The 25,149-nt window shown below is 71.5% G+C and carries 20 protein-coding genes; 12 read left to right on the top strand and 8 right to left on the bottom strand.

Annotated elements, in window-relative coordinates; all coding sequences use genetic code 11:
• Position 1: 1 nt before the first annotated feature.
• The gene (locus Pla163_RS06725) at positions 2–715 is read right to left on the bottom strand and encodes a class I SAM-dependent methyltransferase (protein ID WP_145185499.1); all 714 of its coding nucleotides are present in this window, start codon (positions 713–715) and stop codon (positions 2–4) included.
• Positions 716–863: 148 nt separating this feature from the next.
• Here Pla163_RS06725 and Pla163_RS06720 point away from each other — a divergent pair, with 148 nt between their 5' ends.
• From Pla163_RS06720 to Pla163_RS06710, 3 genes are read left to right on the top strand one after another with little or no spacing between them, the layout of a single operon-like run.
• Positions 864–1,571 carry an SOS response-associated peptidase gene (locus tag Pla163_RS06720; RefSeq protein WP_145185495.1) on the top strand — a complete coding sequence of 236 codons (708 nt, stop codon included), beginning with the start codon at positions 864–866 and terminating at the stop codon, positions 1,569–1,571.
• Positions 1,568–2,290 carry a class I SAM-dependent methyltransferase gene (locus Pla163_RS06715; protein ID WP_145185492.1) on the top strand — a complete coding sequence of 241 codons (723 nt, stop codon included), beginning with the start codon at positions 1,568–1,570 and terminating at the stop codon, positions 2,288–2,290. Before Pla163_RS06720 ends, Pla163_RS06715 begins: the two co-directional genes overlap by 4 nt.
• Positions 2,287–2,874 carry a GNAT family N-acetyltransferase gene (locus Pla163_RS06710; RefSeq protein ID WP_419186393.1) on the top strand — a complete coding sequence of 196 codons (588 nt, stop codon included), beginning with the start codon at positions 2,287–2,289 and terminating at the stop codon, positions 2,872–2,874. The genes Pla163_RS06715 and Pla163_RS06710 overlap by 4 nt, the downstream gene beginning before the upstream one ends.
• 24 nt (positions 2,875–2,898) lie before the next feature.
• On the opposite strand, the gene Pla163_RS06705 is transcribed toward Pla163_RS06710, so the two are convergent.
• Entirely contained in the window at positions 2,899–3,675 is a 777-nt protein-coding gene (locus Pla163_RS06705; protein ID WP_145185489.1) for a hypothetical protein, read from the bottom strand.
• A gap of 123 nt (positions 3,676–3,798) precedes the next feature.
• Between Pla163_RS06705 and Pla163_RS06700 the strand changes: the two genes are divergently transcribed.
• Complete coding sequence (locus tag Pla163_RS06700) at positions 3,799–4,836, top strand: hypothetical protein (RefSeq protein WP_145185486.1); 1,038 nt, start codon at positions 3,799–3,801, stop codon at positions 4,834–4,836.
• Positions 4,837–4,897: 61 nt separating this feature from the next.
• Here the strand turns inward: Pla163_RS06700 and Pla163_RS06695 are convergent, their stop codons facing one another.
• Entirely contained in the window at positions 4,898–6,595 is a 1,698-nt protein-coding gene (locus Pla163_RS06695; protein ID WP_145185484.1) for a glycosyltransferase family protein, read from the bottom strand.
• Between the two features lie 280 nt (positions 6,596–6,875).
• On the opposite strand from Pla163_RS06695, the gene mog reads away from it, so the two are divergent.
• Both mog and Pla163_RS06685 read left to right on the top strand, forming a co-directional pair.
• On the top strand, positions 6,876–7,415 hold the full coding sequence (gene mog / locus Pla163_RS06690; RefSeq protein WP_145185481.1) for a molybdopterin adenylyltransferase: 540 nt from the start codon (positions 6,876–6,878) through the stop codon (positions 7,413–7,415).
• Between the two features lie 13 nt (positions 7,416–7,428).
• The gene (locus tag Pla163_RS06685; RefSeq protein WP_145185478.1) at positions 7,429–9,231 is read left to right on the top strand and encodes a 4Fe-4S binding protein; all 1,803 of its coding nucleotides are present in this window, start codon (positions 7,429–7,431) and stop codon (positions 9,229–9,231) included.
• Between the two features lie 23 nt (positions 9,232–9,254).
• Here Pla163_RS06685 and Pla163_RS06680 read toward each other — a convergent pair whose 3' ends face one another.
• The 4 genes from Pla163_RS06680 to Pla163_RS06665 all read right to left on the bottom strand — a co-directional run bounded on the left by Pla163_RS06680 (position 9,255) and on the right by Pla163_RS06665 (position 15,503).
• Positions 9,255–9,674: a hypothetical protein gene (locus Pla163_RS06680; protein ID WP_145185475.1), complete on the bottom strand. Its 420-nt coding sequence runs from the start codon at positions 9,672–9,674 to the stop codon at positions 9,255–9,257.
• 222 nt (positions 9,675–9,896) lie between these two features.
• Positions 9,897–11,579 (bottom strand): hypothetical protein, encoded by a 1,683-nt coding sequence (locus Pla163_RS06675; RefSeq protein ID WP_419186392.1) that lies wholly within the window; start codon positions 11,577–11,579, stop codon positions 9,897–9,899.
• A gap of 358 nt (positions 11,580–11,937) precedes the next feature.
• Positions 11,938–13,722 (bottom strand): cation:proton antiporter, encoded by a 1,785-nt coding sequence (locus Pla163_RS18840; protein ID WP_419186391.1) that lies wholly within the window; start codon positions 13,720–13,722, stop codon positions 11,938–11,940.
• A gap of 92 nt (positions 13,723–13,814) precedes the next feature.
• On the bottom strand, positions 13,815–15,503 hold the full coding sequence (locus Pla163_RS06665; protein ID WP_145185469.1) for a gamma-glutamyltransferase family protein: 1,689 nt from the start codon (positions 15,501–15,503) through the stop codon (positions 13,815–13,817).
• Between the two features lie 95 nt (positions 15,504–15,598).
• On the opposite strand from Pla163_RS06665, the gene Pla163_RS18835 reads away from it, so the two are divergent.
• Together Pla163_RS18835 and Pla163_RS06660 are read left to right on the top strand one after the other, a co-directional pair.
• Entirely contained in the window at positions 15,599–16,234 is a 636-nt protein-coding gene (locus Pla163_RS18835) for a hypothetical protein (RefSeq protein ID WP_419186390.1), read from the top strand.
• A complete protein-coding gene (locus tag Pla163_RS06660) occupies positions 16,231–17,136 on the top strand; it encodes an NAD-dependent epimerase/dehydratase family protein (protein ID WP_419186389.1) in 906 nt (301 codons plus the stop codon). Before Pla163_RS18835 ends, Pla163_RS06660 begins: the two co-directional genes overlap by 4 nt.
• Before the next feature lie 31 nt (positions 17,137–17,167).
• Here the strand turns inward: Pla163_RS06660 and Pla163_RS06655 are convergent, their stop codons facing one another.
• Positions 17,168–17,809: a hypothetical protein gene (locus Pla163_RS06655; RefSeq protein ID WP_145185463.1), complete on the bottom strand. Its 642-nt coding sequence runs from the start codon at positions 17,807–17,809 to the stop codon at positions 17,168–17,170.
• Between the two features lie 480 nt (positions 17,810–18,289).
• On the opposite strand from Pla163_RS06655, the gene Pla163_RS06650 reads away from it, so the two are divergent.
• The 4 genes from Pla163_RS06650 to Pla163_RS06635 all read left to right on the top strand — a co-directional run bounded on the left by Pla163_RS06650 (position 18,290) and on the right by Pla163_RS06635 (position 25,141).
• Positions 18,290–19,048, top strand: coding sequence for a TetR/AcrR family transcriptional regulator (locus tag Pla163_RS06650; protein WP_145185460.1), 759 nt, complete (start codon positions 18,290–18,292; stop codon positions 19,046–19,048).
• A 47-nt stretch (positions 19,049–19,095) separates the two neighbouring features.
• Complete coding sequence (locus Pla163_RS06645; protein ID WP_419186388.1) at positions 19,096–20,616, top strand: efflux transporter outer membrane subunit; 1,521 nt, start codon at positions 19,096–19,098, stop codon at positions 20,614–20,616.
• A 128-nt stretch (positions 20,617–20,744) separates the two neighbouring features.
• Positions 20,745–21,953 (top strand): efflux RND transporter periplasmic adaptor subunit, encoded by a 1,209-nt coding sequence (locus tag Pla163_RS06640; RefSeq protein ID WP_145185454.1) that lies wholly within the window; start codon positions 20,745–20,747, stop codon positions 21,951–21,953.
• Entirely contained in the window at positions 21,950–25,141 is a 3,192-nt protein-coding gene (locus Pla163_RS06635) for an efflux RND transporter permease subunit (protein WP_145185451.1), read from the top strand. Before Pla163_RS06640 ends, Pla163_RS06635 begins: the two co-directional genes overlap by 4 nt.
• The last annotated feature ends 8 nt before the right edge of the window (positions 25,142–25,149 follow it).

The raw sequence follows: 25,149 nt of genomic DNA, 5'->3' as shown, positions 1-25,149 counted from the left end.
TTCACGCGCTCGACTTCTCCAGGGCGACCGCGACCGAGCCGTTCCACGAGAGCCCGCACTCCGCCACCTGCTCGAGCACCGCGTTCCACTCCTCGCGCGCGGGGTCGTCGGGGCCGAGCTCGACGAGGTGCGGCGTCGCCGCCAGGACGAGGTCCTCGGTCGATCGCCGGCGCAGACGCACGAGATGGGTCACCTCGCAGTCGAGCGCGTCCGCCGCTTCCGCGTCCGCACCGACGGCCTCGAGCAGCTCCGCCGCGGACAGGTTCTCGCCGTGGACCATGCCCGCCGCCCGGTCGCGCCCCTTGAACCAGCGCTCGGCGGCCAACGCGGCGCGCTGACTCGGAAGGTCCACGTCGTACCAGGGCTCGGCCACGAGCAGTCCGCGACGGGCCACGCGCAACGCCTCGCGCAGTCCGGCCCCAGGATCGGGCAGGTGGTGCGGCACGTGGCGCATCGCGACCCAGTCGAACGCTCCGTCGTCGAACGGCAGGTCGGCCGCTTCCGCCTCGAGCGCCACGAACCCGTCGGCGACGAGTGCCGCGACGCGCTCCTTGCTCGCTTCACAGCCCGTGCCGGCGATCCCGGCGCTGCGCAGAGTGGCGAGCAGGTGGCCCTCACCGGCCCCGACGTCGAGCACGGACTCGGGGCGCGCCGAGAGCAGCCGCGCGGCGAAGCGCACGCGCAGGTACGAAGCATTGTCGGAAGCCGTGGTCATGGTCCGGCCGAGGCTACCAACTGGGGACCCGGCGCCGGGGGTGACGCCAGCGGCCCATCCGACCCTCGGCGCTGAACGAGCCGATCGGGCGCACCGGACCGCGCTCGCCTTCGGTCCCGCCGTGTCCTGGTGCTAGGCTCGTCGTCCCATGTGCGGCGGCTACACCACTCCCGACGGCTGGCAGGAGCTGCGGATCGAGTTCGCGACCACGGCCTTTCAACTGGAGCGTTCGTGGGCCGTGCGCCCGTTCGACAGCGGACCGATCGTCACCAGTTCGATCGAGGACGGCGTCGTCGCCCGTCGCGCGGACCAGTGGTCGCTCGTGCCCCACTTCGCCAAGGAGCGCCGCCTGCGCTACTCGACGTTCAACGCGCGCCTCGACAAGTTGACGTCCAGCCCGATCTGGCGCAGCGCCTTCCCGAAGCGCCGCTGTCTGGTGCCCGCCGACGGCTTCTTCGAACGCGTGCCCGAACCGGGCGAGCCGAAGAAGCGGCCCTACTGGGTCCGTTTCGCCGATCGCTCGCCGTTCTGCTTCGCCGGACTGTGGTCCGAGTGGACCGATCCCCAGACGGGCGAGATCGTCACCACGTACACCGTCGTCACCACGCGCAACAACGCGTTGATGGAGGCGATCGGCCATCCGCGCATGCCGGCGATCGTGCACCCCGATCGCTACGGACTGTGGCTCGACCCGACCTGCGACGACACCGACGCTCTGCGCGCCGCGATCGAGGCACCGGTCCCGGGCAACCTCCTCGACGCGCTGCCGATCTCGCACAAGGTCAACTTCCGCGGCGAGCACGGACCCGACATCGTCGAGCCGATCGGGCCGGCCGTGACGGTGGACGCGGCATGAGCGACCGGCGCTCGACGGCGCGCGAGCTGGCGCACGAGGCTCTTCGTCGCGACGAAGCGCTGGCCTGGTTCGAGGAGCTCTACGCGCTCGAGCGGGCGGGCGCGGCGGCGGTGCCGTGGGCCGACGAGTGCGCGAACCCGCTGCTCGTGGATTGGCTCGACGGAGCACTCGAAGGCCTGCCCGCCGCGCCTGGATCTGTGCCCGCGCGGCGCGCGTTGGTCGTCGGGACCGGCTTCGGTGACGACGCGGCCGAGCTCGCGCGGCGCGGTTACGCCGTGACGGCGTTCGACGTCGCGCCGTCGGCGATCGACCGCGCGGTGCAGCGCTTCCCCGAAGCTGCGATCGACTGGCGGGTCGCGGACCTGTTCGACGCACCGGACGCGTGGAACGGAGCGTTCGACCTGGTCGTCGAGGTCAACACGTTGCAGGTCCTGCCCCCCGACCTGCGCGCGCGCGCGTTCGCGCCGTTGGCCGGATTCGTGGCCGACGGCGGACTCCTGTTCGTCGCCTGCCGCGCGCGCGAGTCGGACGAAGCGCCGGGCGCGATGCCCTGGCCGTTGGTCCCCATCGAACTCGCCGGCTTCGAACGCGCGGGCCTCGGGTCGCTCGCACAGGTGGACCTCGTGGACGACGAGGATCCGCCGGTGCGCCGGCTCGTCGCCCTGTTCGGTCGTGCGAGCCTCGATCGGCAGCTCGAAGAGCACGGGGTGCGGACGTGACCGAGCGGCGCTCGAAGACGATCTGGCCTCCGCGCGCGGCTCGCTCGCCCGTGCGCCTCGAGACGCCGACCGCGCGCCACGCCGAAGCGTTCGTGGCCGCCGTGCGCGCGAGCCGTGCCCTCCACGGCCCGTGGGTCTCGCCGCCGGACTCGGTGAAGGCCTATCGCACGTGGCTCGAGATGCAGACCGGCGACCCGACGCGCATCGCCTTCCTGATCGTCGAGCGCGAGAGCCGCGGCCTGGTCGGCGGCGCCAACGCGAGCGGCATCGTGCGCGGACCGTTCAAGAGCTGCTACTTCGGCTATCAGGCCTTCGCCCCGTTCGCCGGACGCGGCCTGTTCCGCGCCGGCATGGCGCTGTGCCTCGACGAACTGTTCGGGACCCACGACCTGCACCGCGTCGAGGCCAACATCCAACCGCAGAACGAGCGCTCGAAGAAGGTCGCGACGAGTCTCGGGTTCAGGCTCGAGGGCTACTCGCCGCGCTACCTCAAGATCCGCGGACGCTGGCGCGACCACGAGCGCTTCGCGTTGCTCGCCGAGCAGTGGCGGCGTTCGCCCGCGCCGGACCCGAAGCGCGGCTGACGGCGCAGACCGCTCGTAGTTCGCTCAGCGGTTGCGAATGTCGTTGATCGTCGGTTCGGGCACGAACGGCCGGTACGGCTTGGATCCGTCGTAGGCCGTCTCGATCCACTCGAGCGACGCGGCGGGCACGAGGTCGAGCCGCGCCGTGAAGCACAGGTCGAGACGCAGGCCACCGAGGCGCTGCTCGGACCCGTCGCCGAGCGCTTCGCCGTCGAACCACAGGCCTTCGGTGGAGGTGGCCGGGATGACCAGATCGAGCCGCCCCTCGTCGTTCAGCAACAGGTAGGGCCGCAGCGGCGAGACCGTGTGCAGCTGGCGGAAGTGCGCGGGGTCCTGGGGATCGAGATCGCCGGCGTTGGCGTTCACGCGCGCCGTGACTTCGCTTCCGAGCTCGGCCGCCACCAGAGCCAGACTCGTGAGCTCGCGATAGTCGTCGGGCAGGTCGAGCACGTCGCGGTCCGGATCCTGAGCGGCGCGGCGTCCCTGTTCGTGCACGAGGAACTCGAGTTCCGGCGCGTCGCGCAGGCTGCCGAGCGTCGTCCACCACAGGGCCGTCGCCTCGTCCACCTCGCGATAGACGAACGGCCGGTCCGCCTCCCCCACGATCACGAGTTCGTTGTCCTCGAACGAGAAGCGCACGTGCGCCGCGCGCCCCTCCTGCTGGATGAAGCGGTCGATGACGAGCGGCGCCTCCACCGGCTTCTCGACGGCGGCCGTGTCCTGCCGCAGAGCGGTCGCGGCGAGCGGGGCGAGGGCCAGGACGAACAGTCCGGCGGTGAGCTTCGGGGCGGGCAGGGTCATGGGATCGGATCGGGGCCGGCGGGATCGGGAGCGAAGCGGAACGGAGCGCGATCGGCGCCCGTCCGGCGCGGACGCGGGGACTGGGCGCATCTTCCCACAGGGCCCGCTCGCTACCCTCCCGGGATGCGCACCACTCTCGCATCGCCGCCCCTGGCCGTGGCCCTCTACCAGGAGGCCGCCGACCGGTTGGGCTTCACGACCCGCATCCTCGACCCGGAGTTCGGCTTCCTGTGGGAGCTCGAGGACGGACGCGGCGTGCGGCGCACGATCTGCGGCGCGAAGGTACCCATCAACGACGCCTCGGCGGCCCAGATCAGCGGCGACAAGCACTACGGCGGCATCGTGCTCGAACGGGCCGGATTCCGCGTCCCGAGCACCGCGCGCTGCCTGTCCCCCGCCAAGTTCGGACACGGCGAGTACGCGTCCCGTTGTGGACCCGCGCCCGCGCTCGAGTTCGCACGGGAACGGGGCTTTCCGCTGGTCGTGAAGCCGAATCGGCTCAGCCACGGACGCGGCGTTCGGCGCGTCGTGGACGAAGCGTCCATGGTGGCGGCGATCGACGACGTGTTCGCGGCCGACGACATCGCGCTCGTGCAGACGTTCGCGACGGGGCGCGAGTTCCGGCTCGACCTGCTCGACGGCGAGTTCCTCGTCGGCTACGAGCGTGAAGCACTGGTGGCGCGCGGCGACGGCGTGCGCACGATTGCCGAGCTGTTGGCCGCGTGCGATCCGCGCTACGGCGACCCGGTCGAGAGCGCCGTCCGCCTGGCCGAGGTCGAGCGTTCGACGCTGTTGGCCGAGCGCGCGGGAGGCAGCCTCGCCACCGTCCTCGCGGCCGGGACCGACCTCGACTTCTCGGGCGGCGTGATGAACCTCAACCGCTGTGCCACCGCGCGCGTGATCGACGACCTGCCGCCCGCGTGGTCCGACTGGTGCCGCCGCGTCGCCGAGACCATGCACCTGCGCCACATCGGCATCGATCTGCGCGTGGCCTCGCTCGACGCGGATCCGTCCGAAGCGGTGATCCTCGAGACGAACTCCGCGCCGCTCGTGAACCAGATCGCGCACATGGGCCACCGCGAACGGGCGATCGAGTCGCTGATGCGAGTGTTGCGAGCGCTGACCGAACCGTCGCCGTTGCCGCCGCTCGGACTCGGCTGAGAGTCAGGGACTCGAGCTCCGTTCGATCGGGCCGGAACAGCCCGATCGAAGGGCGCGGGCCCTACGCCGCGTGCGCCCACGCCGGCGAGACGAGCCCGGCCAGCATGTGGTCGAGACGACGGTCCAGCCCGTGGCGCTCTTCGATGGCGCGACGGCCAGCCGCTCCGATCCGGGCGGCGCGCGCGGGATCGGCCACGTACATGGCGGTCTTCGCCCGCAGCTCGTCCAGGTCGCTCCAGGTGTCGAGTTCGACGCCGACCTCGAACAGGTTCCCGACCTCGTCGTTGTGCTCGGTCAGGCACAGGCCACCGCAGGCCAGCACGTCGAACACGCGCAGAGTGACGATGTCGTTCTGGTACAGGCGCCCGATGTCGATGTTGACGGTCGCGCCGGAGTAGATGCGCTCGATCTCCTCACGGTTGCCCGCCGGTCCGCGGAAGCGCACGTTCGCGGCCGACTCGGGATCGAGCTCGGCCAGGTGTTCCCGCCAGCCCGCGTCGCCCCACAGGTGCGGTGCCAGCGGCGCCACGGCGTCGATCGCGGCCGCGCGCTTCTTGCCCGCGACGAACTCCGACAGGAGCGCCTCGGCGGACTCGGTCACGACGGGACTGCTGTTCCACAGGTCGAGCGCCGCACCGGCGTGCTGACGCAGGAGCTCCGGCAGGCGGTAGGTCCCGAGGTCCTCGCACTGCTCGGCGATGGCGCGCTCGACGCCCGCGAGGTCCGCGGCGAGCGCGTTCTGGTTCGTACCGCGCAGGGATCCGAGCTGGGTCGCGAAGCGTTCGATGTGGGCGCGCGCCTGCACGGCCATGCTGGCTCCGACGAACGCGACGGGCGCGCTGTAGGCCACGCGCTCGGGACCCAAAAGACGCCGCGGTCGACGGGCGATCGGGTCGGCGCACAGGGGCAGGTACTCCACGTGCTCGTAGCCGGCCGCGCGGAAGCCGTCCACGTGCGAACGGCGGTAGGTGAACACCTGCGCGCGCGGCGTGCGGCGGTCGAGGGGACGGGGCGAGTCCGTGGTCGGATCGATCTCCCAGATGGCGAGCGGAAGGTCGTGGTCGGCGGTGAACGCGGCCAGTCCCGTGGTCTCGTTGATGGCGATGGCGAACTTCGGCGCGAGCGTGCGCACCGCGTGGTCGAGTTCCTCGCGCGACAGGCGTTCGACGTCGAGCTGGTAGCCGTCGACGCCGCGCCGTTCGAGCGCGGCGGCGATCCCGTCGACCAGCAGGCGCCCTTCGACGAGCAGCGCGATCGGTCGCGTGCCGCCGGCCCGCAGGAGGCGCAGCTCGGGCGCACGCATGTGGGCGGTCGCCGCGTCCACCACGAGCGGTCCACCCGGACGGCGCCGCGCGAGCGCGACCAGATCGGCTCCGAGCGCGATGCGCAGGCGGTCCTCGGCGATCGCGTCGGCCCAGTTCGTGCGACTGAGGATCAGGCGCAGCAGCGAGGGATCCGGCTCCCACAGCACGAAGCGTTCGCCGCGCGCGAGGGCCGCGTCGAGGCCGCGACCGGAACCGACGCCGAACCAGACGCCGTGCTCACCCGGTCGCCTGGCCTCCTCCACCACGGAGTGCTCGCCGTTCTCGAGGCCGAGCAGCGCGCCGCGCCAGTCGCGGACCAGGTGGCCGTTCGCATCCGTGCGCAGGTGATCGAGTTCGGCCGGCCACGTGAGGCGCTGCGCGGTGCGGGGATCCACCCGCTCGATGGCCTGCACGGAGGTGGTGAGGCGGCGGAGTCGTTCGGGGTCGAGTTGCATGGTCGGCTCGGGGTCGGGTCTGTGGCCGTCGTTCGGACCGCGGACGTCGAGCGGTCCTCGACGGGCGGCCCGAGGGCCGTATCCTCCATCGACGGAACCGGTCGGCGGCCCGAGTAGGGCCTCGCCCGGGTCCCGGCGCCGGACCGCGACCGCTCGAAGTTCGAGCGAGGTCGCTGGCCCGGCGCCGCTGCGGACGCCGCCCGGGCCGAGACTCCCGCTCCGCCCCCTCGGCCATCGTCACCGCGACCGTCCCCGCCCCACTCCCCTGCCCGCCCTTCCGATGACCGACGAACGCCCCACGATCGGGATCCTCACCATCAGCGACCGCGCCAGCCGCGGCGAGTACGAGGACCTGTCCGGCCCCGCGATCGAAGAGGTCCTGCGCCAGTACCTGGCCACCGACTGCCGCTTCGTGCGCGAGATCGTCTCGGACGGCGTGACGGAGGTCGAGGTGGGACTGCGCGACCTCGAAGCGCGCGGCGCCTGCCTGATCTGCACCACCGGCGGCACGGGACCTTCGGCGCGCGATCTGACGCCCGAGGCCATCGAACGGGTCGCGACCAAGCTCATGCCCGGATTCGGTGAAGCGATGCGCGCCGCGTCGCTGGCCTCGGGCGTGCCGACCGCGATCCTCTCGCGCCAGACAGCCGCGATCATGCACCACTGCCTGGTGATCACGCTGCCGGGCAAGCCGGCGGCGATCCGCGTCTGCCTCGACGCGGTCTTCCCCGCCGTGCCCTACTGCATCGACCTGATCGGTGGCCCGTACCTCGAGGGCGATCCGAAGGTCGTCGAGGTCTTCCGTCCGAAGAAGAAGTAGCGGCGGACCACCCATGCCCTGGCAGCACACGAAGTTCGACGCCGGCGCCCTTCCGGCGGCGCGAGCGATGAAGGCGGGCTGTGGCCCGGTGCCCGGCGTCGCCGCGAAGCCGCGTTCGAAGCGCGGACGTTGGCGCGCGCTCGTGCTGCTCGCGGTCCACGTCGTCATCGCGGCGCGCATCTGGTACTGGCTCACGTTCGGCGAGACGATCTCGCCGCTCGAGCCGTCCGAGGCGGGCCAGACCCTGACGCGCGGCATCGTCAACGCCGGGTTCGTGCTGTTCGGCGTCGCGATCGTGTCGACGCTCGTGTTCGGGCGCTTCTTCTGCGGCTGGGCCTGCCACGTGGTCGCGCTGCAGGACGGCTGCGCGTGGCTCTTGGGCAAGCTCGGCCTCTCGCCCAAGCCCGTGCGTTCGCGCCTGCTCGCGTTCGTGCCCCTGCTCGTCGCGTTCTGGATGTTCGTCGCGCCGAGCCTCTTGCAGGCACTCGACGGCACGCTGCCGAAGAGCGTCACGGTCGCGCTCACCACCGAAGACTTCTGGGCCCGCTTCCCCGGCCCCGCGATGGCCGCGGTCACCTTCCTGGCGGTCGGTTTCCTGATCGTGTGGCTGCTCGGCGCCAAGGGGTTCTGCACCTACGGTTGCCCGTACGGAGCGGTGTTCGCGGTGGCCGACCGCTTCGCCAAGGGGCGCATCCGCGTCACCGACGACTGCAACGGCTGCGGCCACTGCACCGCCGTCTGCACATCGAACGTCGAGGTGCACACCGAGGTCGCCTCGCCCGCGCGCATGGTCACCGACGCCGGCTGCATGAAGTGCCTCGACTGCGTCAGCGCCTGCCCGAAGGACGCGTTGTTCTTCGGGTTCAAGGCGCGGGCGACGGTCCCCGAGCCGGCCGCGGAAGCCCCCGGGCCGCCGAAGCGCGCGCGCGCGTTCGACTTCACGTGGCCCGAGGAGATCGCGCTCGCGGTCGTGTTCCTTCTGACCGTGGTCTTCGCCTACCGCCGGCTGTACGGATTGGTGCCCGACCTCTTGGCCGTGACGATCGCGCTCGCCGCGGCCTTCTGCACGATCGTCGGTTGGCGCCTCGTGACGCGGCGCGACCTCACCGTCCAACACCTGCGCATGAAGGTGGACGGACGCCTCACCGGACGCGGGCGGATCGCGGCGCTCGGCCTCGTCCTGTTCGCGGTGTTCACCGTGCACTCGGGCGTGGTGCGCTACCACGACACCGCGTCCCAGGCGCGCTTCGCGGCCTTCCGCATCGGTGGAGCCGAAGCGGTCGACGAAGCGCGCGCGGCGCTGGGGCACCTCGACTGGTTGGTGCGCTACGGCCTGTGGCACGAACCGCAGATCGATCTGGGGCGCGGGCGGCTGCTGGCGCGCCTCGACCAACTGGCCCCCGCCGAAGCGGCGTTCGAAGCGGCCCTCGCGCGCCTGGACGAGGACGCCGCGGTGCGCCTCGAGTTGATCGACGTCCAGATGGCGCGGGCGAGCGACGATCCGCTCGCGCTCGAGCGGGCCAGCGCCGAGCTCGCGCGATCGATCGACCAGGCCCTCGAGGAGCTGGGCGACGCGGCCCCCGATCCGCGGCGACTCGGTCCCTTGGCCGCGCGCGCCGCACGGATCGAGAACCTCACGATCGGCCCGACGGGACCGCGATTCGCACGCCCCGTCGCCAACCACGCGCGGCTGCTCTACGCCGTCGGCGACGACGCACGCGGCGCGGAGCGACGCACCTTCCTGGGCGCCACGTTCCCGTCCGATCCGGCCACGCTCGAACTCGAGCAGTGGCTGTCGGCGCGCGGCACGCGCTGACGGTCCTTCGTCCTCGGCCGCGCTCAGCCGGCGAGCGACTGGTCGTCGTCGCCGCTGCGCCCGGTGCGATCGAGGATCAGCTCACCGTCCGCATGGCGCACGCAGACGCGCCGGCCGCCGTCGAACTCGAGGCAGATGCCGGACGGACCGAGGTCGTCCTGCTCGCTCTCGTATTCCGAGAGGCGCGGCGTGACGGCGATCAGCACGCGCCCAACGCAGAGGGCGAACGGCGTCGGCCGGGGCCGGACCTGGGGCGGGGCCGCCTCGACCGCGTTGCAGCTGAGGCTGATGCCGTCGCGCGCCCCCTCGACGCGCACCACTCCGGCCGCTCCGAAGCACAGGAGCAACCAGTGCTGGTCCTCGTGGGGACCACAGCGGGCCCATTCGAGTTTGGATCCGAGGAAGGAGTCGAAGGCTCGGGCAGGGCGAGGGGCGGTGGACACGGGGGAACGTCGAGTGGGGCCGCGCGGAGACCGGGACGTGCTCGCGGTGAGCGCGCCGGACTCCGGTTCCCTTCGACACCAGGACGCGCCGTGCTTGAAGTCCAAAGGAGCGCGGCGCGCCCGCTCCCCCGCGAAGGGAAGCGGACGCGCCGCGCCGAGGTGTCGAGTTCGTCCCTCGAGATGGGCCGGCCGCGAGTCGTGGACCCGCGGCGGCCGCTGGGATCAGAAGCAGCCGCTGATGGCGTTTCCGACGCGCAGGCGCGCGCCGTTCGACAGGTCGGCGATGCCGGCGAACGGACCGCCGAGGTTCACGACGACCGACTGCAGCGTCAGCTCCGCACCCTCGAAGGCCGGGTTGTTCGGGATCGGCAGCGAGTAGACCGAGTTGCCCGACGGGTTCGACACCGCGGTCCCGAGGGTGAAGATGTCGATCCCGAAGGTTCCACCGAGGTACGCCGTGCAGGACGGCGGGATCGGCGTGACCGAGGTGGTCCCGCTGTAGAACAGGTAGCCGAAGGAACCGGCGGCCTGGTCACGCACGGCGAGCTTGAAGCCCGAGTTGCCGAGCGAGGGGAACTGGTCGTTCCCGGCGAGGGTGAGGCGCGGCGGGGTGCCGGAGAGCGAGCAACCCGGACCGAGGTCGTTCAGGACGGCGAGCGTCGGAACGGTGGTCAGGATCGAGAACTGGCCGGGACCGGCGCCGGGCTGGTCCTGGACGAGGACGGCGGCGCCGCTCTCGGGAGCCGCGGGGCAGTCGAACCAGACGTTGAAGATCGTGTTCCACTCGAGGGCGTTGCCGGCCGGAGCGGAGAAGACCAGCTCGTTGCCGACCACGGTCGCCGTCCAGTCGTTGCCCGCGTCGTCGTCCACGTCGCGGAAGCCGAAGTTGCTCGGCGGGGCGGCGGAGCAGAACGGCACGCGGAACTCGGAGACGCCGCGCGAGTTGTCGCGGTTGTGCAGCGCGTACTCGTAGTGCCACTCACCGTCACGGGTGGTCGTGACGACGACGCCGGCGTAGACGCGCCCATCGGTCAGGCCGTTCGTGGCCGACGTGACCGTCGCACCGTCCCAGCTGTCGAGGATCGAACCCTCGTTGAGGCTACCGGACCCGTCCAGGTTCCACTTGGTGCCGTTCCAGTTGGCGGTCATGTCGCGCCAACCGAGGTTGTTGCCGCGGTTGGACTCCTGCTCGCCGCGGATGACGTAGTAGGCCTGGTAGGCGAACTGCGCGTTCGTGCCGCTGTCGATCAGGTCCTGGTCCGACACGTTGATGCGCGTTCCGACCGGGCCGAGGCTCGCGGCCTGGCTCTGGGAGAAGCTGCGCAGTCCGTTGCACGATCCCGGGTTCAGTCCCAGGTCGAAGTAGGAGCAGAACGCGTCCCACTCTCCGAGCCAGGGATCCACCTCTTCCGGCGGGCCCAGGTAGAACTTGTCGGAGTTGTTCGAGATGCCGTAGGTGTCCGAGCAGCCCACGCCGAGGTAGTCGCCGAACTGGCTCGGCGGGTTGCAGCCGAGGTTGCACTCGTTGCTGGCGAGCGCGAAGAAGCCGTGCTTGAGGTAGCTGCGGTCCGAGATCTGGTAGATGCGGCCGCTGTCGTCCTCGCGCGTGACGATGAAGGCGATGAACGGGTGGTCCTCGTTCATCGGCGAGAACCAGGGCACCTGCACCGATCCGACGTTGCACGAGGTGGTGGACATGGCGGCGCCGTTCATCCCGTTCGGGAAGGTCCCTTCGCGGCCGACGGCGTCGATGTCGCCCAGCTGGCCCAGGGACACGTCGGTCCCGGGGATGATGTTCGACTGGGCGGTGGCGGCGGGAGCGAGCACCAGGAGCGCGGCGAGCCCGAAGGTGCCGGCCCCGAGGGCGTCGAGGGAGCGGCGTTTCAATACTGCAGTTCGGATCATCGGGGGTCGTCGGGGTGGGTCGGGGACGGCAGGAGTGAGGGTCGGGTTGCCGCGGCGCGCGAGGACGCGCGGCCGACGGAGGCCCACAGGGCTCTCAACCGCCTCCCATGATAGTGACTCACGTCCATGGGAGTGGTCGGTGGGTCCTCGACGATCGGGGCCGCTCCCGCGTTCCCTGTTCATCCCGGGGGCTTTAGGGAAGCGGGACCGAGGGGCGCCGCGAGTCCGGCCGAGGAGGATCCCTCGGGCCGCGCCCCCCCATCCCGATCCCGATCGGGTCAGGGGTGAGGACCGCGCGCGCGGGGCGTCCCGTCCCAGGGCCCGCACCGCCCGGGCCCCACCGCCGGCATCCGCGAACTCAGGCCGCCGACGCGCGGCGCTCGATCCGGGCGGCCTGGTCGGCCACGAGGCAGATCAGGCGGTCGCCGGGCTCCGGCGTCGGACGCATGTCGGACCCGAAGACCTGGACCGCTCCGGTGCGCTTCACGCAGAACAGCGGCACCGCTCCGTCGCCGTGCTGTTCGAGCAGGTCGGAGAACTGGAAGCCGTCGGTCAAGGTCGTGCGCCGCGGCCGCGCGCCCGCGACGAAGCGCCGCTCGAGTTCCGCGTGGGTGAACTGCGCACCGAAGAGCACGCGGGCCAGCGCCTGGTCGTCGAGTCGCGAGGTCTCGTCGTCGCGCGCCGTCGCCGCGAGCTGGAAGCAGTTGGCGCGGCCGAAGAGCGACTGGAAGCGCAGCGCCGCCAGACCGTTGACCTCGTCGTTCGGAACCAGACCGACGAAGTGGCCGATGCCCTCGAGCGCCAGGTCGCTCTGGACCCAGTCCGAACGGATGCTCGCGTGGTGGGCCGGTATGCCCGCGGCCTCGGCCGCCGCGATGTTCGCACGGTTGGAGTCGACGAGCACGACGCGCACGCCCTCGGCCAGGAGCGACTCCGCGATCGCGCGTGCGAACGGATGCGCGCCGAGGACGAGGAAGCCGTCGTTCTTCTCGCTCGCCAGCCCGAGCCCCAGCGCCAGCGGCCGCGCCGCCAGCCCGCAGACCGAAACCGTGGTCAGGATCACCAGGAACACCAGCGGAACGAGCAGGCGCGCCTGGTGGAAGCCGTACTCCTCGAGCTGGAGCGCGAACAGACTCGCCACGGCCGCGGCGATGATCCCGCGCGGCGCCATGATCCCGAGGAAGGCCTTCTCGCGCCACGGCACGCCGAGCCCGACGAGACTCGTCCAGACCGCGAACGGGCGCACGAACAGAACGATCAGCGCGACGAACGCGAGACTCGCCGGACCGAGCAGCGCCAGGTCCGCCAGTTGGACGCGCGCACCGAGCAGCAGGAACAGACCGCCGATCAGCACGACACGCAGGTTCTCGCCGAACTCGAGGACGTGCTCGATGTCGAGGTCGCGCTGGTTGGCGAGTCCGATGCCCATCACGGTCACGGCCATCAGTCCGCACTCGTGGTGCACGCCGTTGGCCGCGACGTAGGCGAAGAGCGCTGCCATCAACACCGCGGCGCCGTGCAAGGCGTCCGGCAGCCAGTGACGCTTGAGCGCGAGGCCGACGAACCAGGCACCGAATCCGCCGATGCCGACGCCCGCGACCAGGGCGATGGCCAGCGACACGAACGGGCTCGAACCGGCACCGGCCGCCAACATCCACTCGAGCACGAGCACGGCGAGCAGCGCACCGATCGGGTCGTTCGCGATCCCCTCCCACTTCACCAGCGCACCGATGCGCCGCTCCGGTCGCACGTGTTGCAGGAGCGGCAGCGCCACGGTCGGTCCCGTGACGACGAGGATCGCGCCGAGGAGCAGGGCGAGCTCGAGATCGAGCCCGATGATCCAGACACCGAGTGCCGTGATCAGTACCCAGGTCGCGAGGATGCCGACCGTCATCAGGCGCCACAGCTGACGACCCGTCTCGCGCAGTTCCTTGACGCGCAGGCTGAGTCCGCCCTCGAACAGGATCGCGGCCACGGCGATCGACACGAACGGGAAGAGCTGCTCGCCCAGCAGAGCGTCGGGATCGACGAGGCCGCCGAGCGGACCGATCGCGAGCCCCAGCACGATCAACAGAACGATCGACGGGAGGCGCATGCGCCACGCCAACCACTGAGCGCCGACACCGAGGGTCAGCACACTCACCAGGAGTGTCGTCGGATCTGTGATCAACGGGGACGATCCGGGGCGCTGCTCCCGGACAGGGGGGGGGTGACCGACGGCTCTGGAGTCCTCTCTCAGAAGCCGGCGGCGTTCCCGTCCTTTCGAACGTCGGACCCGCCCGAGTAGACCCTCTTCGAGGATTCGGTCGTGCTGGAGCGCGCCACGGCCTGGTAGCCGCCGAAGTGGCCGCTGCGGCGCTGGGCGTCGGCTCTCACCCGGTGTCCGCGGGCCTCGAGCCCACGGGCGACCTCCGCGTCGATCCCCGTCTCGAGCACCAACTCCCCCACGCCCTCGATCCCGCCGCCGGCCGGCGTGTCGGTCGGCGAGGCCTCGCCGAGGTGGACCCAGCGCGGCACGTCGCCGGCCGCCTGCAGGTCGAGGCCGAAGTCCACGAGGTTCGAGAGCACCTGGGCGTGGGCCTGGGGTTGGGTGTCGCCGCCCATCACGCCGAACGCCAGGTACGACTCGCCGCCGCGCTTCGCGAAGCCCGGGATGATGGTGTGGAAGGGACGCTTGCCGGGCGCGTACGCGTTCGCACCAGCGCCCGGAGAGAGGTCGAACAGCTCGCCGCGGTTCTGCAGCACGAAGCCGAGTCCACTGGGCGCGATGCCGGAGCCGAAACCGCGGAAGTTGGACTGGATCAGGCTGACCATCTGGCCACCCGCGTCCCCCACCGCGAGCGTGACGGTGTCGCCCTGGGCCACGAGCGGTGCGCCGCTCGGCACCTCGACCGCGGCGCGTTCCATGGACACGAGTCGGGCGCGTTCGGCGACGTACCCAGGATCGAGGACGATGCTCCCGTCGCCCGCGGATCCGCTGGACGTCGGATGACTCGAATCGCCGATGAAGCGCGCGCGGTCGGCGAAGGCGAGCTTCTTGATCTCGGTGAACAGGTGGACGTGGTCGGCGCTCTGGAAGTCGAGACTCGCCACGTCGAAGTGCTCGAGCAGCGCCAGCATCTCGAGCGCCGTCGGCCCTTGGGTGTTGCCCGGCAGTTCGTAGACCTTTAGATCGCGATAGGTCACGCACAGCGGCTCGACCCATTCGCCCGCGTGGTCGGCGAGATCGCGCATCGACAACAGTCCGCCGTCGGCGCCCACCGCCCGCTCGATCGCTCGGGCCACGTCGCCCTCGTAGAAGGCCGCACGCCCCTGTTCGGCGATGCGCTGCAGAACGTCGGCGAGTCCGCGGCGCACGAACGTCCGACCGGGGAGCGGCGCCTTCCCGTCCTGCGCGAACTGGTCCGTGAACGACTGGTACTGCTTCAGGTTCGCCAGGCCCGCCGCCCACTCGTGCGCGATCACGGGCGAGAGCGGGAAGCCTTCGCGCGCGTAGCCGATCGCCGGCTCGAGCACGCGCGCGAGCGGCAGGACGCCGAAGCGTTCGTGCAGCGCGCACCAGCCGTCGACGCAGCCCGGCACGCTGACCGCCAGACCGCCGCGCGCGGGAATCGCCGTCACGCCGCGCTCCTCGAGGACCGCGCGCGTGAGGGCGAGCGGGGAACGACCGGAACCGTTGAAGCCGACGACCGCGCGCTCTTTCGGATCGTGAACGATCGCCATCAGGTCGCCGCCGATCCCACAGCCGGTGGGTTCGACCACACCGAGCACCGCGTTCGCGCACAGGGCCGCGTCGACCGCCGAACCGCCGTCGCGCAGGACGGCCAACGCCGCCGACGTGGCGAGCGGCTGACTCGTGGCCACCATGGCGTGCGGGGCGTGGACGACGGACCTCGAGTTCTGGACGACGGGGGCGCTTCTCATCGCGCGAGACTAGCGGACGCGCGGCCGCGCCCCACCCCGAGAGGCGCGGCGCTCGGTCCGTGCGCCGCGGCGCGTGCCCCTGCTACCGTGCGCCCATGAACAGCTCCGCTCGTCATCACCGCGCTCGCCACGCTGTCGCGACCGTGGTCGTCGCGCTCGTCGCCACCATCTCCGGCTGTGCTTCGGTGGAGTTGAGCCTGGGATCGACACCCGACGAAGCCATCGTCCCGAACAGCGATCCCCTCGCGTTCCTCGACCCTCTGCGCGGCGGGTCCTGGGAAGGCACGGTCGGGACGGGTGAGACGCAGCTGCTGCAGCGCGTGACGTTGACCGACGTCTTCCCCGAGCGATTGGCGCGCCTGTCGACCGAGGTCCGGATCGACGGCGACTGGACGCTCGCCATCGACGGGCAGATCGGTTGGGACCCGGCCCGCGGACGCGTGACCTACCGCGCCTGGAGCGTCGACGGCGCCTACTTCGACGGCGTGGCGCGCGCGGGCGACGACGGGACGATCGTGCTGCTCTACGACCTGACCTCGACGCGCGGTTCGCTGCGCCTGGAGCTGCGCTACGCGTTCGAAGGCGGCGGCACCTGCACGTGGGAGTCGCGCATGCTGACGCTGGGCAGCGGCAGCGACGATCCGATCGGCGCGCCCGAGTTGTTCGACAGCGGCGTGCTGCGTCGCCCCGTTCCGGCCGCGGTGGCACCGGCGAGCGCCGAGAGCCGGTGAGCGAGCGCTCGGACGAGTCGGCCAGCAGGCCGATCGAGCGCCTCCTCGTAGCCGGCTGCGGCGACCTGGGGACGCGCGTGGCGCTCCTGGCGGCGGAACGGGGCGCCACGGTCTTCGGACTGCGACGCGATCCGAGCGGCCTGCCGGCGCCGATCGTGCCACTCGCGGGCGATCTCGCGAGTGGCCCGTTCGAGCTGCCGGATCGGCTCGACAGCGTGGTCCTGGCGGTCGCGCCGTCGCGCTCGGGCGGCCCGAACCTCTCGCGGACCGAGCTCTACGAACGCACCTACCTCGCCAGCGCCCGCAGCCTGGTCGCCGCGCTGGTCGCGACCGGCCAGGAGGTGCAGCGACTCGTGTTCACCTCGTCCACGAGCGTCTACGGCGAGGACGAGGGCGGCGCGGTCGACGAGCGGTCGTCGACCGGGCACGCGAGCGCGACCGGACGCGTGCTCGTCGCGACCGAGGACCTGCTCGCCGCGACGCCGTTCCGAGCGACGTCCCTGCGGCTCTCCGGCCTCTACGGGCCCGGGCGCACGTCCCTCGTCGAGCGCGTGCGTTCGGGTGCGGCGACCTACTCCGTGGACCCCGAACGCATCACCAACCGCATCCACGTCGACGACGCCGCACGTGCGGTCGTGCACCTGCTCACGCACACGGACGCGCCGACCGTCGTGTGCGGCACCGATCGCGAACCGGTGCTCGAGTCCACCGTGCTGCGCTGGCTGGCCGAGCGACTGGGCGTGGAGCCGCCGCGCCCGAGCACTGCGAGCGACGCGCAGTCACGACGCGGCGAGCACACACGCGGCGCGGGCAAGCGCGTGTCGAGCGCGCTGTTGGTAGGAAGCGGTTTCGAACACCGCTATCCGACCTTCCGCGAAGGCTACGCCGAGCTCCTGCACTAGAAGCGATGCGAGCGTGCAGCGCGCACTCCGCCTACGCCGCTCGATCGACGGAGCCCCGATCCCGGTCCGTGTCCTCGGTGTCTCGCGACGTGGGCTCGCGAGGCTCGACGGGGATCTCGGCCCGCGCGCGAGCCTCGAGACTCGTCGCGCGCGCCGCCAACGCTCGGTCCGCGGGCGACGACCGAGCCGCCGCCAGGACCGCACGCCGGATCTGCGCCGCGTCGTGGGCCGCCTGCCGCGGATCCGTGTTCGCGTCCGGTAGCTCGAACTCGGACGACGCGCTCACCGCGTAGCGCCGACCGTCCGGCCCTTCCACGAACGAGTACTCGGCCCCACCGCGCACGTGCTCGGCCCCCATCTGGCGCTTGAGGTTCTCCTGCAACCGGACCTGACGATCCGAGCGCTGCAGTTGACGCAGCTCGCGCACCGCTTCGGCGTCGACCTCCGGCGGCGCGGCCCGCGTCTCGCGACCGGACTCACGCCGCGCGCGCTCGAGCGCCGCGTCCGCGAACTCGGCGCGCACGCGCTCGCTCGCGTCGTCACCGGCGACGTCCGGCCCGGATCGCGCGCGCGACCGGGCCAGTCCCGCACGCTCCTCGTGGGCGCGCAGGTGCTCGCGCTCACGGCCGAACACGCGCTCGGCCAAGCGTTCCCCACGGGGTGAGAGTTCCACCCCATCCACCCGACGACCCCGTGCTGCCTCGCCCGCGTCCACGTCCTGCGGCGCCTTGGCGACGGCCTCCCCGACGCGTTCCGACGCGCGCAGGGCACGGGTGGCATCGGCCTCCCCACTGTTCTCCGACGGTATGTGCGGCAGCATGTTGCCACCTCCTTCGCGGGTCTCTCGGACCGAGCGGGTGGCGGTGATCAGGGCAAACGAGCGGAACGCGATCAGGCGGCCCCAACCCCTTGTCCCGCGCCCCGATCGGCAGCCCGTCCACGCCCCGGTGCTGGCCTCGCTCGTTGGTGATGCCATTCGGCCGCCAGGCGCCCCCAGGGCATCCCAGAAGATTTGCGGGCGCCGGGCCGAGGAAGGCTCTGCGCGGTCCGGCGGCCGAAACCCCTCCTGGGACCCCTAGGAGGGGAATTCCGTCACCAACGAGCGAGGCCAGCACTGGTGCGTGGTAGAAGCGGCGGCTCAAACGGACGTTTGATGCACGACTTCTCCGAGCCCCACACGCCCACGGAAGCTCCCGCCACCGGCCTCGACCCGAGCGCCCAGCCCGGCGCCGTGGAGCGCGGCGCGGCCACCCGCCAGGCCCTGCTCGACACGGCCGAGAGGCTCTTCGCGGAGCACGGCTACGGCGCCACGTCCCTGCGCCGGATCACGGCCGCGGCCGACGCGAACCTGGCGGCGGTCCACTACCACTTCGGCTCGAAGCAGGACCTCTTCGTCGCGCTCTTCCGCCGTCGGGTCGAACCTGTCAATCGCCAGCGCGTCGAGCGGCTCGAGCGGCTGATCGCCGCGAGCGCGCCGCAGGCTCCGCCGCTCGAGGACGTGCTCGACGTGCTGGTGCGGCCGATGCTCGCCCTGCGCGACGAGCCGGGTGGCGAACACTTCGTGCGCCTGGTCGGCCGGCTGTTCGCCGAGCCGGGTGATCACCTCACCGCGTTGCGCGAGGAGTTCGACGAGGTGCGCTCGAAGTTCCTGCCCGTGCTCGCCGCTCAGCTCCCCCATCTCGATCGCGAACAGCTCGCCCTGCGCATGCAGTTCACGATCGGTTCGCTCGCGAACGTGCTGGCCCAGGCGCACCGTTCGAACGGGCCGACGTGCTTCCCGCCGTTCACCACGACGCCCGAACGCGTGGCCGACGAACTGGTGGCCTACGCCGCGGCCGGCCTGCGCGCTCCCGTGCGTCGCACGCCACCCGACGCGCCGGCCGCCCCCAACGACACGGAACCGCTCCAATGACTCGACCGCGTGCATCCCACGGCGCTCTCCTGGTCCAGCGAACCCGCGTGCGCTGGCGTGCTCTCGCGGTCGTGTGGTCGCTGGCGTGTGTCGCGAGCTGCCACAGCGCGAAGCCGCTCGCGCCCGAGCGCTACACGCCGAACCTGCCGGACGCGTTCGTCGGGAGCACCACGGGTGCGGACAGCGCGTCGCCCGTGGCCTGGTGGCGCGAGTTCGAGGACGAACGCATCGACGCGCTGGTGCTCGAGGCACTTTCGAACAACCGCTCGCTGCGCGCCGCTTCGAGTCGCATGGACGCGGCGGCGGCCGTGGCACGCGACGCTGCGGGGGCCGGTCGGCCGCGGCTCGACGCCTCGCTCGACGGCGCACGCAGTCGCCAGAACATCATCGGCGTCATCCCCGGCAATCCGCTGTTCACGAACTACGCGACCAGCTTCGGACTGACGGCCACGGTCTCGTGGGAGCTCGACCTGTGGGGTCGCATCGCGGCCGACCGCTCCGCCGCGCGCAATCGCTTCGCCGCGACCGAGTGGGATCTCGAGGGGGCGGCCCAGTCGATCGCCGCGCGCGCCGTGAAGGCCTGGATCGCGATCGTGGAAGCGACGCAGCAGACCGAGATCGCCGCGCTCGCCGTCCGCAACCGCGAGACCTGGCAGAGCTCGATCGAGCAGCGCTTCGACTCCGGCGGGATCGCGGCCCTGGACGTGGAACTCGCGCGGACCGAAGCGGCTCGCGCGCGCGCCGACCTGGCCGTGGCGCGCGGCGCGGAGTCCGAGGCCCGGCGCGCGCTCGAACTCCTGCTCGGTCGCTACCCGGAAGGCACCTACGCCGCGGCGCGCACCCTCCCGCGCGTGCCGGCCGACGTGCCCGGCGGTCTTCCGGCCGAACTGCTCGACCGCCGACCGGATCTGCGCGCGGCCCGCGAACGGCTGATGGCAGCCCACCAGGACACGCGCTCGGCCCGCGCTTCGCTCTACCCCCGACTGAGCCTGACCGCCAGCGGTGGGACGCGCTCGAACGAGCTCGCCGACCTGCTCGACGGCGACTTCCGCGTCTGGAGCCTGGCCGGCAACGTGCTCGCGCCGATCTTCGACAACGGCCGACTGCGCGCACGCGTCGACGCGCGCGAGTCCGAGTTCGCCGCCGCCGAACAGGAGTTCACCGACCTCGTCCTGCGGGCCTGCGCGGAGATCGAACGCCTGCTCGAGGCGGAACGACTGTTGGCCACGCGCGAGAGCGAACTCGCGCTCGCTGAGGCTTCGGCCACGCGCGCCGAACAGGGCGCGCTCGACCGCTACGGACGCGGTCAGACCGACATCGCGACGCTGCTGTTGGCCCAGCGCACCGCACTCGCGACGCGCTCGGAGCGCGTGCGCGTCAGGCGCCTGCGCCTCGAGTCCCGCATCGACCTGCACCTCGCGCTCGGCGGCACGCTCGCCGGAGCGCGACGCGCGACCGACGTCGCCCGCCCGAAGGTGCAGCCGCCGACGCCGCTCGAGCGCCCGAAGTCCGACGCGGCGTGGACCGACATGCCCGAGCCGAGCGACGTGAAGGGCAGCAACCAGTAAACGGGGCCACGCGATCACGTCGCGCGCACGGAGCGAGCGACGACGGCCCCACTCGCAGAAGCCGACCACCACCGAGCGGATCACCACAGACCGAGCGCGTCCGAACGACCCGCCTCACGCACCCGACCATGCGCACCTCATCCACCGACACCGCGCCGCCCCTGCGACAGCTCGTCCTCGTGCTGATCGTGCTCGGCGCCTCCGCCGTGGTCACCGCCATGCTGGTCCTCTCGCGCGACCGCGCCGTGAGCGTGCCGCCCGAAGTCGTAGTGCCGACCGTCGAAGTCATGACGGTCCACGCCGCGGACGTTCCGATCACGATCGAGAGCACGGGACGCCTCGAACCCGTCGCGCGACTCGATCTGTCCTCCCAGCTGGCAGCGCGCGTCACCGCCCTCGGCGACGACTTCGAGAGCGGCGCCGAGGTGCGCGCCGGTGACCTCCTGGTCGAGCTCGAGCGCTCGGACTTCCAGCTCGCCGTGGCCCGCGCGGAAGCGGCGCTGGCCGAGGTGCGCGCCGCGCTCGAACTCGAAGAGGCCCAGGCCGAGACCTCAGTCTCCGAGTGGAAGCTGATCGGCACCGGCGAGCCCAGCGCGCTCGTGCGCCGCGAGCCCCAACTGGCCCAGGCCCGCGCGCGCGTCGGCACCGCCGAGGTCCAACTCGAACAGGCGCTCACCAACCTCGAGCGCACGCGCATCACCGCTCCGTTCGACGGCCGCATCACCGAACGCCGCATCGAACTGGGGCAGTACGCGGCGCCCGGCCAGGTGATGGGCACCTTGGTCGGTGTCGACGAGTGGGAGGTGCGCCTGGCCGTGTCGGGCTCGGACCAACCGTACCTCGCGGCTGCGAACACGTTCGACCCGCAGGCCGAGCCGAACGTTCGGCTGTTCTTGGACGGCGACGGCGGACCGACGCTCGCCGCACAGGTGGTACGGATGTCGCCCGAGGTGGACCCGCGCACGCAGACTCTCGAGGTCTACGCGCGCGTCCTGTTGGACGAGGGCATGCGACCGAGCGCCGGACGGTTCGTGCAGGCCCTCATCGAGGGACGCGTGATCGAGGGCGCGATCGTCCTGCCGCGTTCGGCCCTGCGTGGCGGTGACGAGGTCCTGGTGATCGGCGCCGCTTCGCAGGTTTTCCGGCGCCCCGTCCACGTGGCGCGCCGCGACTCGAACAGCGTCGTGATCACGGGCGGCCTTCGACCCGGTGAACGCGTGGTCGTCTCCAGTCTCCCGATCTCGGCCGACGGCATGGAGGTGCGGGTGCTGAACGCCGCGACGCCCGAGACCGCCGCGCCGAACGGTGCTCGTGTCCTCGAGGGAAGCGACCAATGAAGGCCGTCATCGCCTGGTTCGCGGACAACTCGGTCGCGGCCAACATGCTCATGGCGCTGATCGTCGCGATCGGCGTCGTCTCGCTCGGCCGCGTGAACATCGAGGTGCTGCCCGAGCTCGACCCGCGCCTGGTCTCGATCTCGGTCCCCTACCCCGGGGCGTCGCCGGCCGAGGTCGAGGAGTCGATCTGCACGCGGATCGAGGAAGCCGTCTGGGACGTGGACGGCATCGAGGAGATCAACTCGACCGCGTCCGAGAACGCCGGCACGGTGCTGGTCGAAGTGCGCACCGACGCGGATCCGCGCATCGTGCTCGACGACATCAAGGTCCGTGTCGACGCGATCGACACGTTCCCCGAGGAGGCCGAGCAGCCGATCGTCACGGAGATCGTCGTCCGCAAGAAGGTGATCGAGGTCGCGATCGCGGCCGATGCGGACGAATGGTCGCTCAGGCGCCTGGCGGAGGAGGTGCGCGACGAGCTGCTCGCGCTCGAAGGACTTTCCCAGGTCGAGCTGATCAACGCGCGGCCGTACGAGCTGACGGTCGAACTGTCCGAGGACCGCCTGCGCCGCTACGGACTGACGTTCGACGAGGTGGCCGCCGCGCTGCGCCGTTCGTCGCTCAACCTGCCGGGCGGAGCGGTGCGCGCGGCGGACGGCGAGATCCTGTTGCGCAGTTCGGCCCAGGCCTACGACGGCATCGACTTCGAGGAGCTGGTGGTGCGCACGGGCACCGACGGCTCGCGTGTCCTCCTGCGCGACGTGGCCGACGTCGTCGACGGCTTCCGCGAGACGGACCAGGCCTCGCGCTTCGACGGGCGGCCGTCCATCCAGCTGCGCGTCTTCCGCGTCGGCGACCAGAGCGCGCTCGCCGTCGCGGACACGGTCAAGGCCTACGTCGAGCGCAAGTCGGCGAGCCTGTCCGACGTCTTCACGCTGACGACCTGGGGCGACGAGAGCAAGATCCTCGAGAGCCGACTCGAGACCCTGATGCGCAACGGCCTCCAAGGCCTCGTGCTGGTCTTCGTGATCCTGGCGCTGTTCCTGCGCTTCCGACTGGCGTTCTGGGTCGCGCTCGGCATCCCGGTCTGCTTCGTCGGGACGCTGGCGGTCATGCCGTCGCTCGACACGTCGGTGAACATGATCAGTCTCTTCGCCTTCATCCTCGTGATGGGCATCGTCGTCGACGACGCGATCGTCGTGGCGGAGAGCGTCCACACGCACCAGAGCAAGCAGAAGGAGGGCCGCGCGGGCGCACGCCGCGGCGCGCTCGAGATCGCGCAGCCGGTGCTGTTCGCGGTCTCGACCACGATCCTCGCGTTCCTCCCGATGGCGTTCATGGACGGCGCGATGAGCCGGCTGTGGTTCATGATCCCGGCCGTCGTGATCCCGACCTTGGTGTTCTCGCTCGTCGAGTCGCTGTTGATCCTGCCGGCGCACCTGTCGCACACGCCGCGCCTGGTCGAGTGGCTGTCGACCGTGCCGCCCTTCTCGTGGTGGACGCGCTTCCAGGCGCGCTTCTCGCAAGGGCTCGAGACCTTCGCACTGAAGCGCTACGCCCCGATCCTGCGGACGGCGCTGCGCTGGCGGTTCGCAACGTTGGCGGTGGCGGTCGGCCTGATGGCGACGACGTTCGGCGTGATCTCGAACGGCATGCTGAACTTCAACTTCATGCCCAACATCGAGGGCGACAACGTGGCGGCCCAGATCAAGCTGCCGCCCGGCACGCCGATCGAACGGACGACGGAAGTGGCGCAGATCGTCGAGGACGCGGCGGCGCAGCTGCAGGAGGAACTGCGCGGGACCGACCCGAAGGTCGGCGACGGCGATCTCGTCCAGCACTACTTCACGGCGCTCGGCAGTCAGCCCTACCGCGCGAACAGCCAGTCCAACGACGGACTCGGCGGCAAGTCGATCGGCGGCGCGCACCTGGCCGAGGTGACGCTGCAACTGGTGCCCTCCGAGACGCGCGAGACGTCGGCCACGGTGCTCGAGCAACGCTGGCGCGAGCTGGTCGCACCGAACCTCCCGCCCGACGCCGAGGTGGAGTTCTCGGCCGCGCTGACCGGCGCCGACAAGGACGTGCAGGTCAGGCTGCGCGCGCCGTCGACCGAGACGTTGATCGCGGCGTCGCAGGACCTGCAGGACACGCTCGCGAGTTACTCCGGCGTGTACGGGATCCGCGACTCCTACGAAGAGGGCAAGCGCGAGGTCGACCTCGACCTGGGCCCCGCGGGCGAACAGCTCGGTCTGCGTCAGGCCGACGTGGCGCGCCAGGTCCGGCAGGCCTTCTACGGCGAGGAGGTCCAGCGCATGCAGCGCGGTCGCGACGACGTGCGCGTCATGCTGCGCTTCCCCGCCGCCGAACGGCGCGAACTGTCCGAACTCGAACGCATGCGCGTGCGCACCGCGGACGGAGCCGAGGTGCCGCTCGGGGACGTCGCGACGGCGAGCCTGTCGCGCGGATACGCAGCGATCGACCGCTCGAACCGGCAACGTTCCCTGGTGGTCGAGGCCGACATCGACACCCAGGTCCAGAACAAGGAGGCGCTGCGCCGCGAACTCGAGGAGACGATCCTCCCCGGCCTCGAGGCGCGGCACGCCGGACTGGTGACCGGGTTCTCGGGCACCGAGAAGGAACGCTCGGACTCCCTCGCCCAGCTCGCGCGCTACTACGTCATCGCGCTGCTGGGGATCTTCGCGCTGATGGCGATCCCCTTCCGCTCCTACGTCCAGCCGCTGCTCGTGATGAGCGCGATCCCCTTCGGCATCGTGGGCGCGATCGGCGGACACCTCATCACCGGCCACGACCTGTCGATGCTCTCGATCCTCGGGATCATCGCGCTCTCGGGCGTGGTCGTGAACGACAGCCTGGTGCTGGTCGACTTCGTGAACCGCGAGCTGCGCGCCGGAGTGGGCCTGATCGACGCCGTGATGGCCGCCGGCGTGGCGCGCTTCCGGGCCGTGATCCTGACCTCGGTCACCACGTTCGCGGGCCTCACGCCGCTGATGCTCGAGCGCAGCGTCCAGGCCCAGTTCATGGTCCCCATGGCGGTCTCCCTCGCCTTCGGGGTCATGTTCGCCACGGCGATCACCCTGCTCCTGGTCCCCTGCCTCTTCGCCCTGTTCGTGCGCCCCGCCGTCGACGAGGAAGCCGTGGCACGGGACGCCGGCGTCGTGCCCGTCTGAGGCGCCGA

Origin of the sequence: Rohdeia mirabilis (assembly GCA_007750655.1) — a bacterium.
In the GTDB taxonomy this organism is placed as follows: domain Bacteria; phylum Planctomycetota; class UBA1135; order UBA1135.
This window is presented reverse-complemented; position numbering and strand designations above follow the sequence as displayed.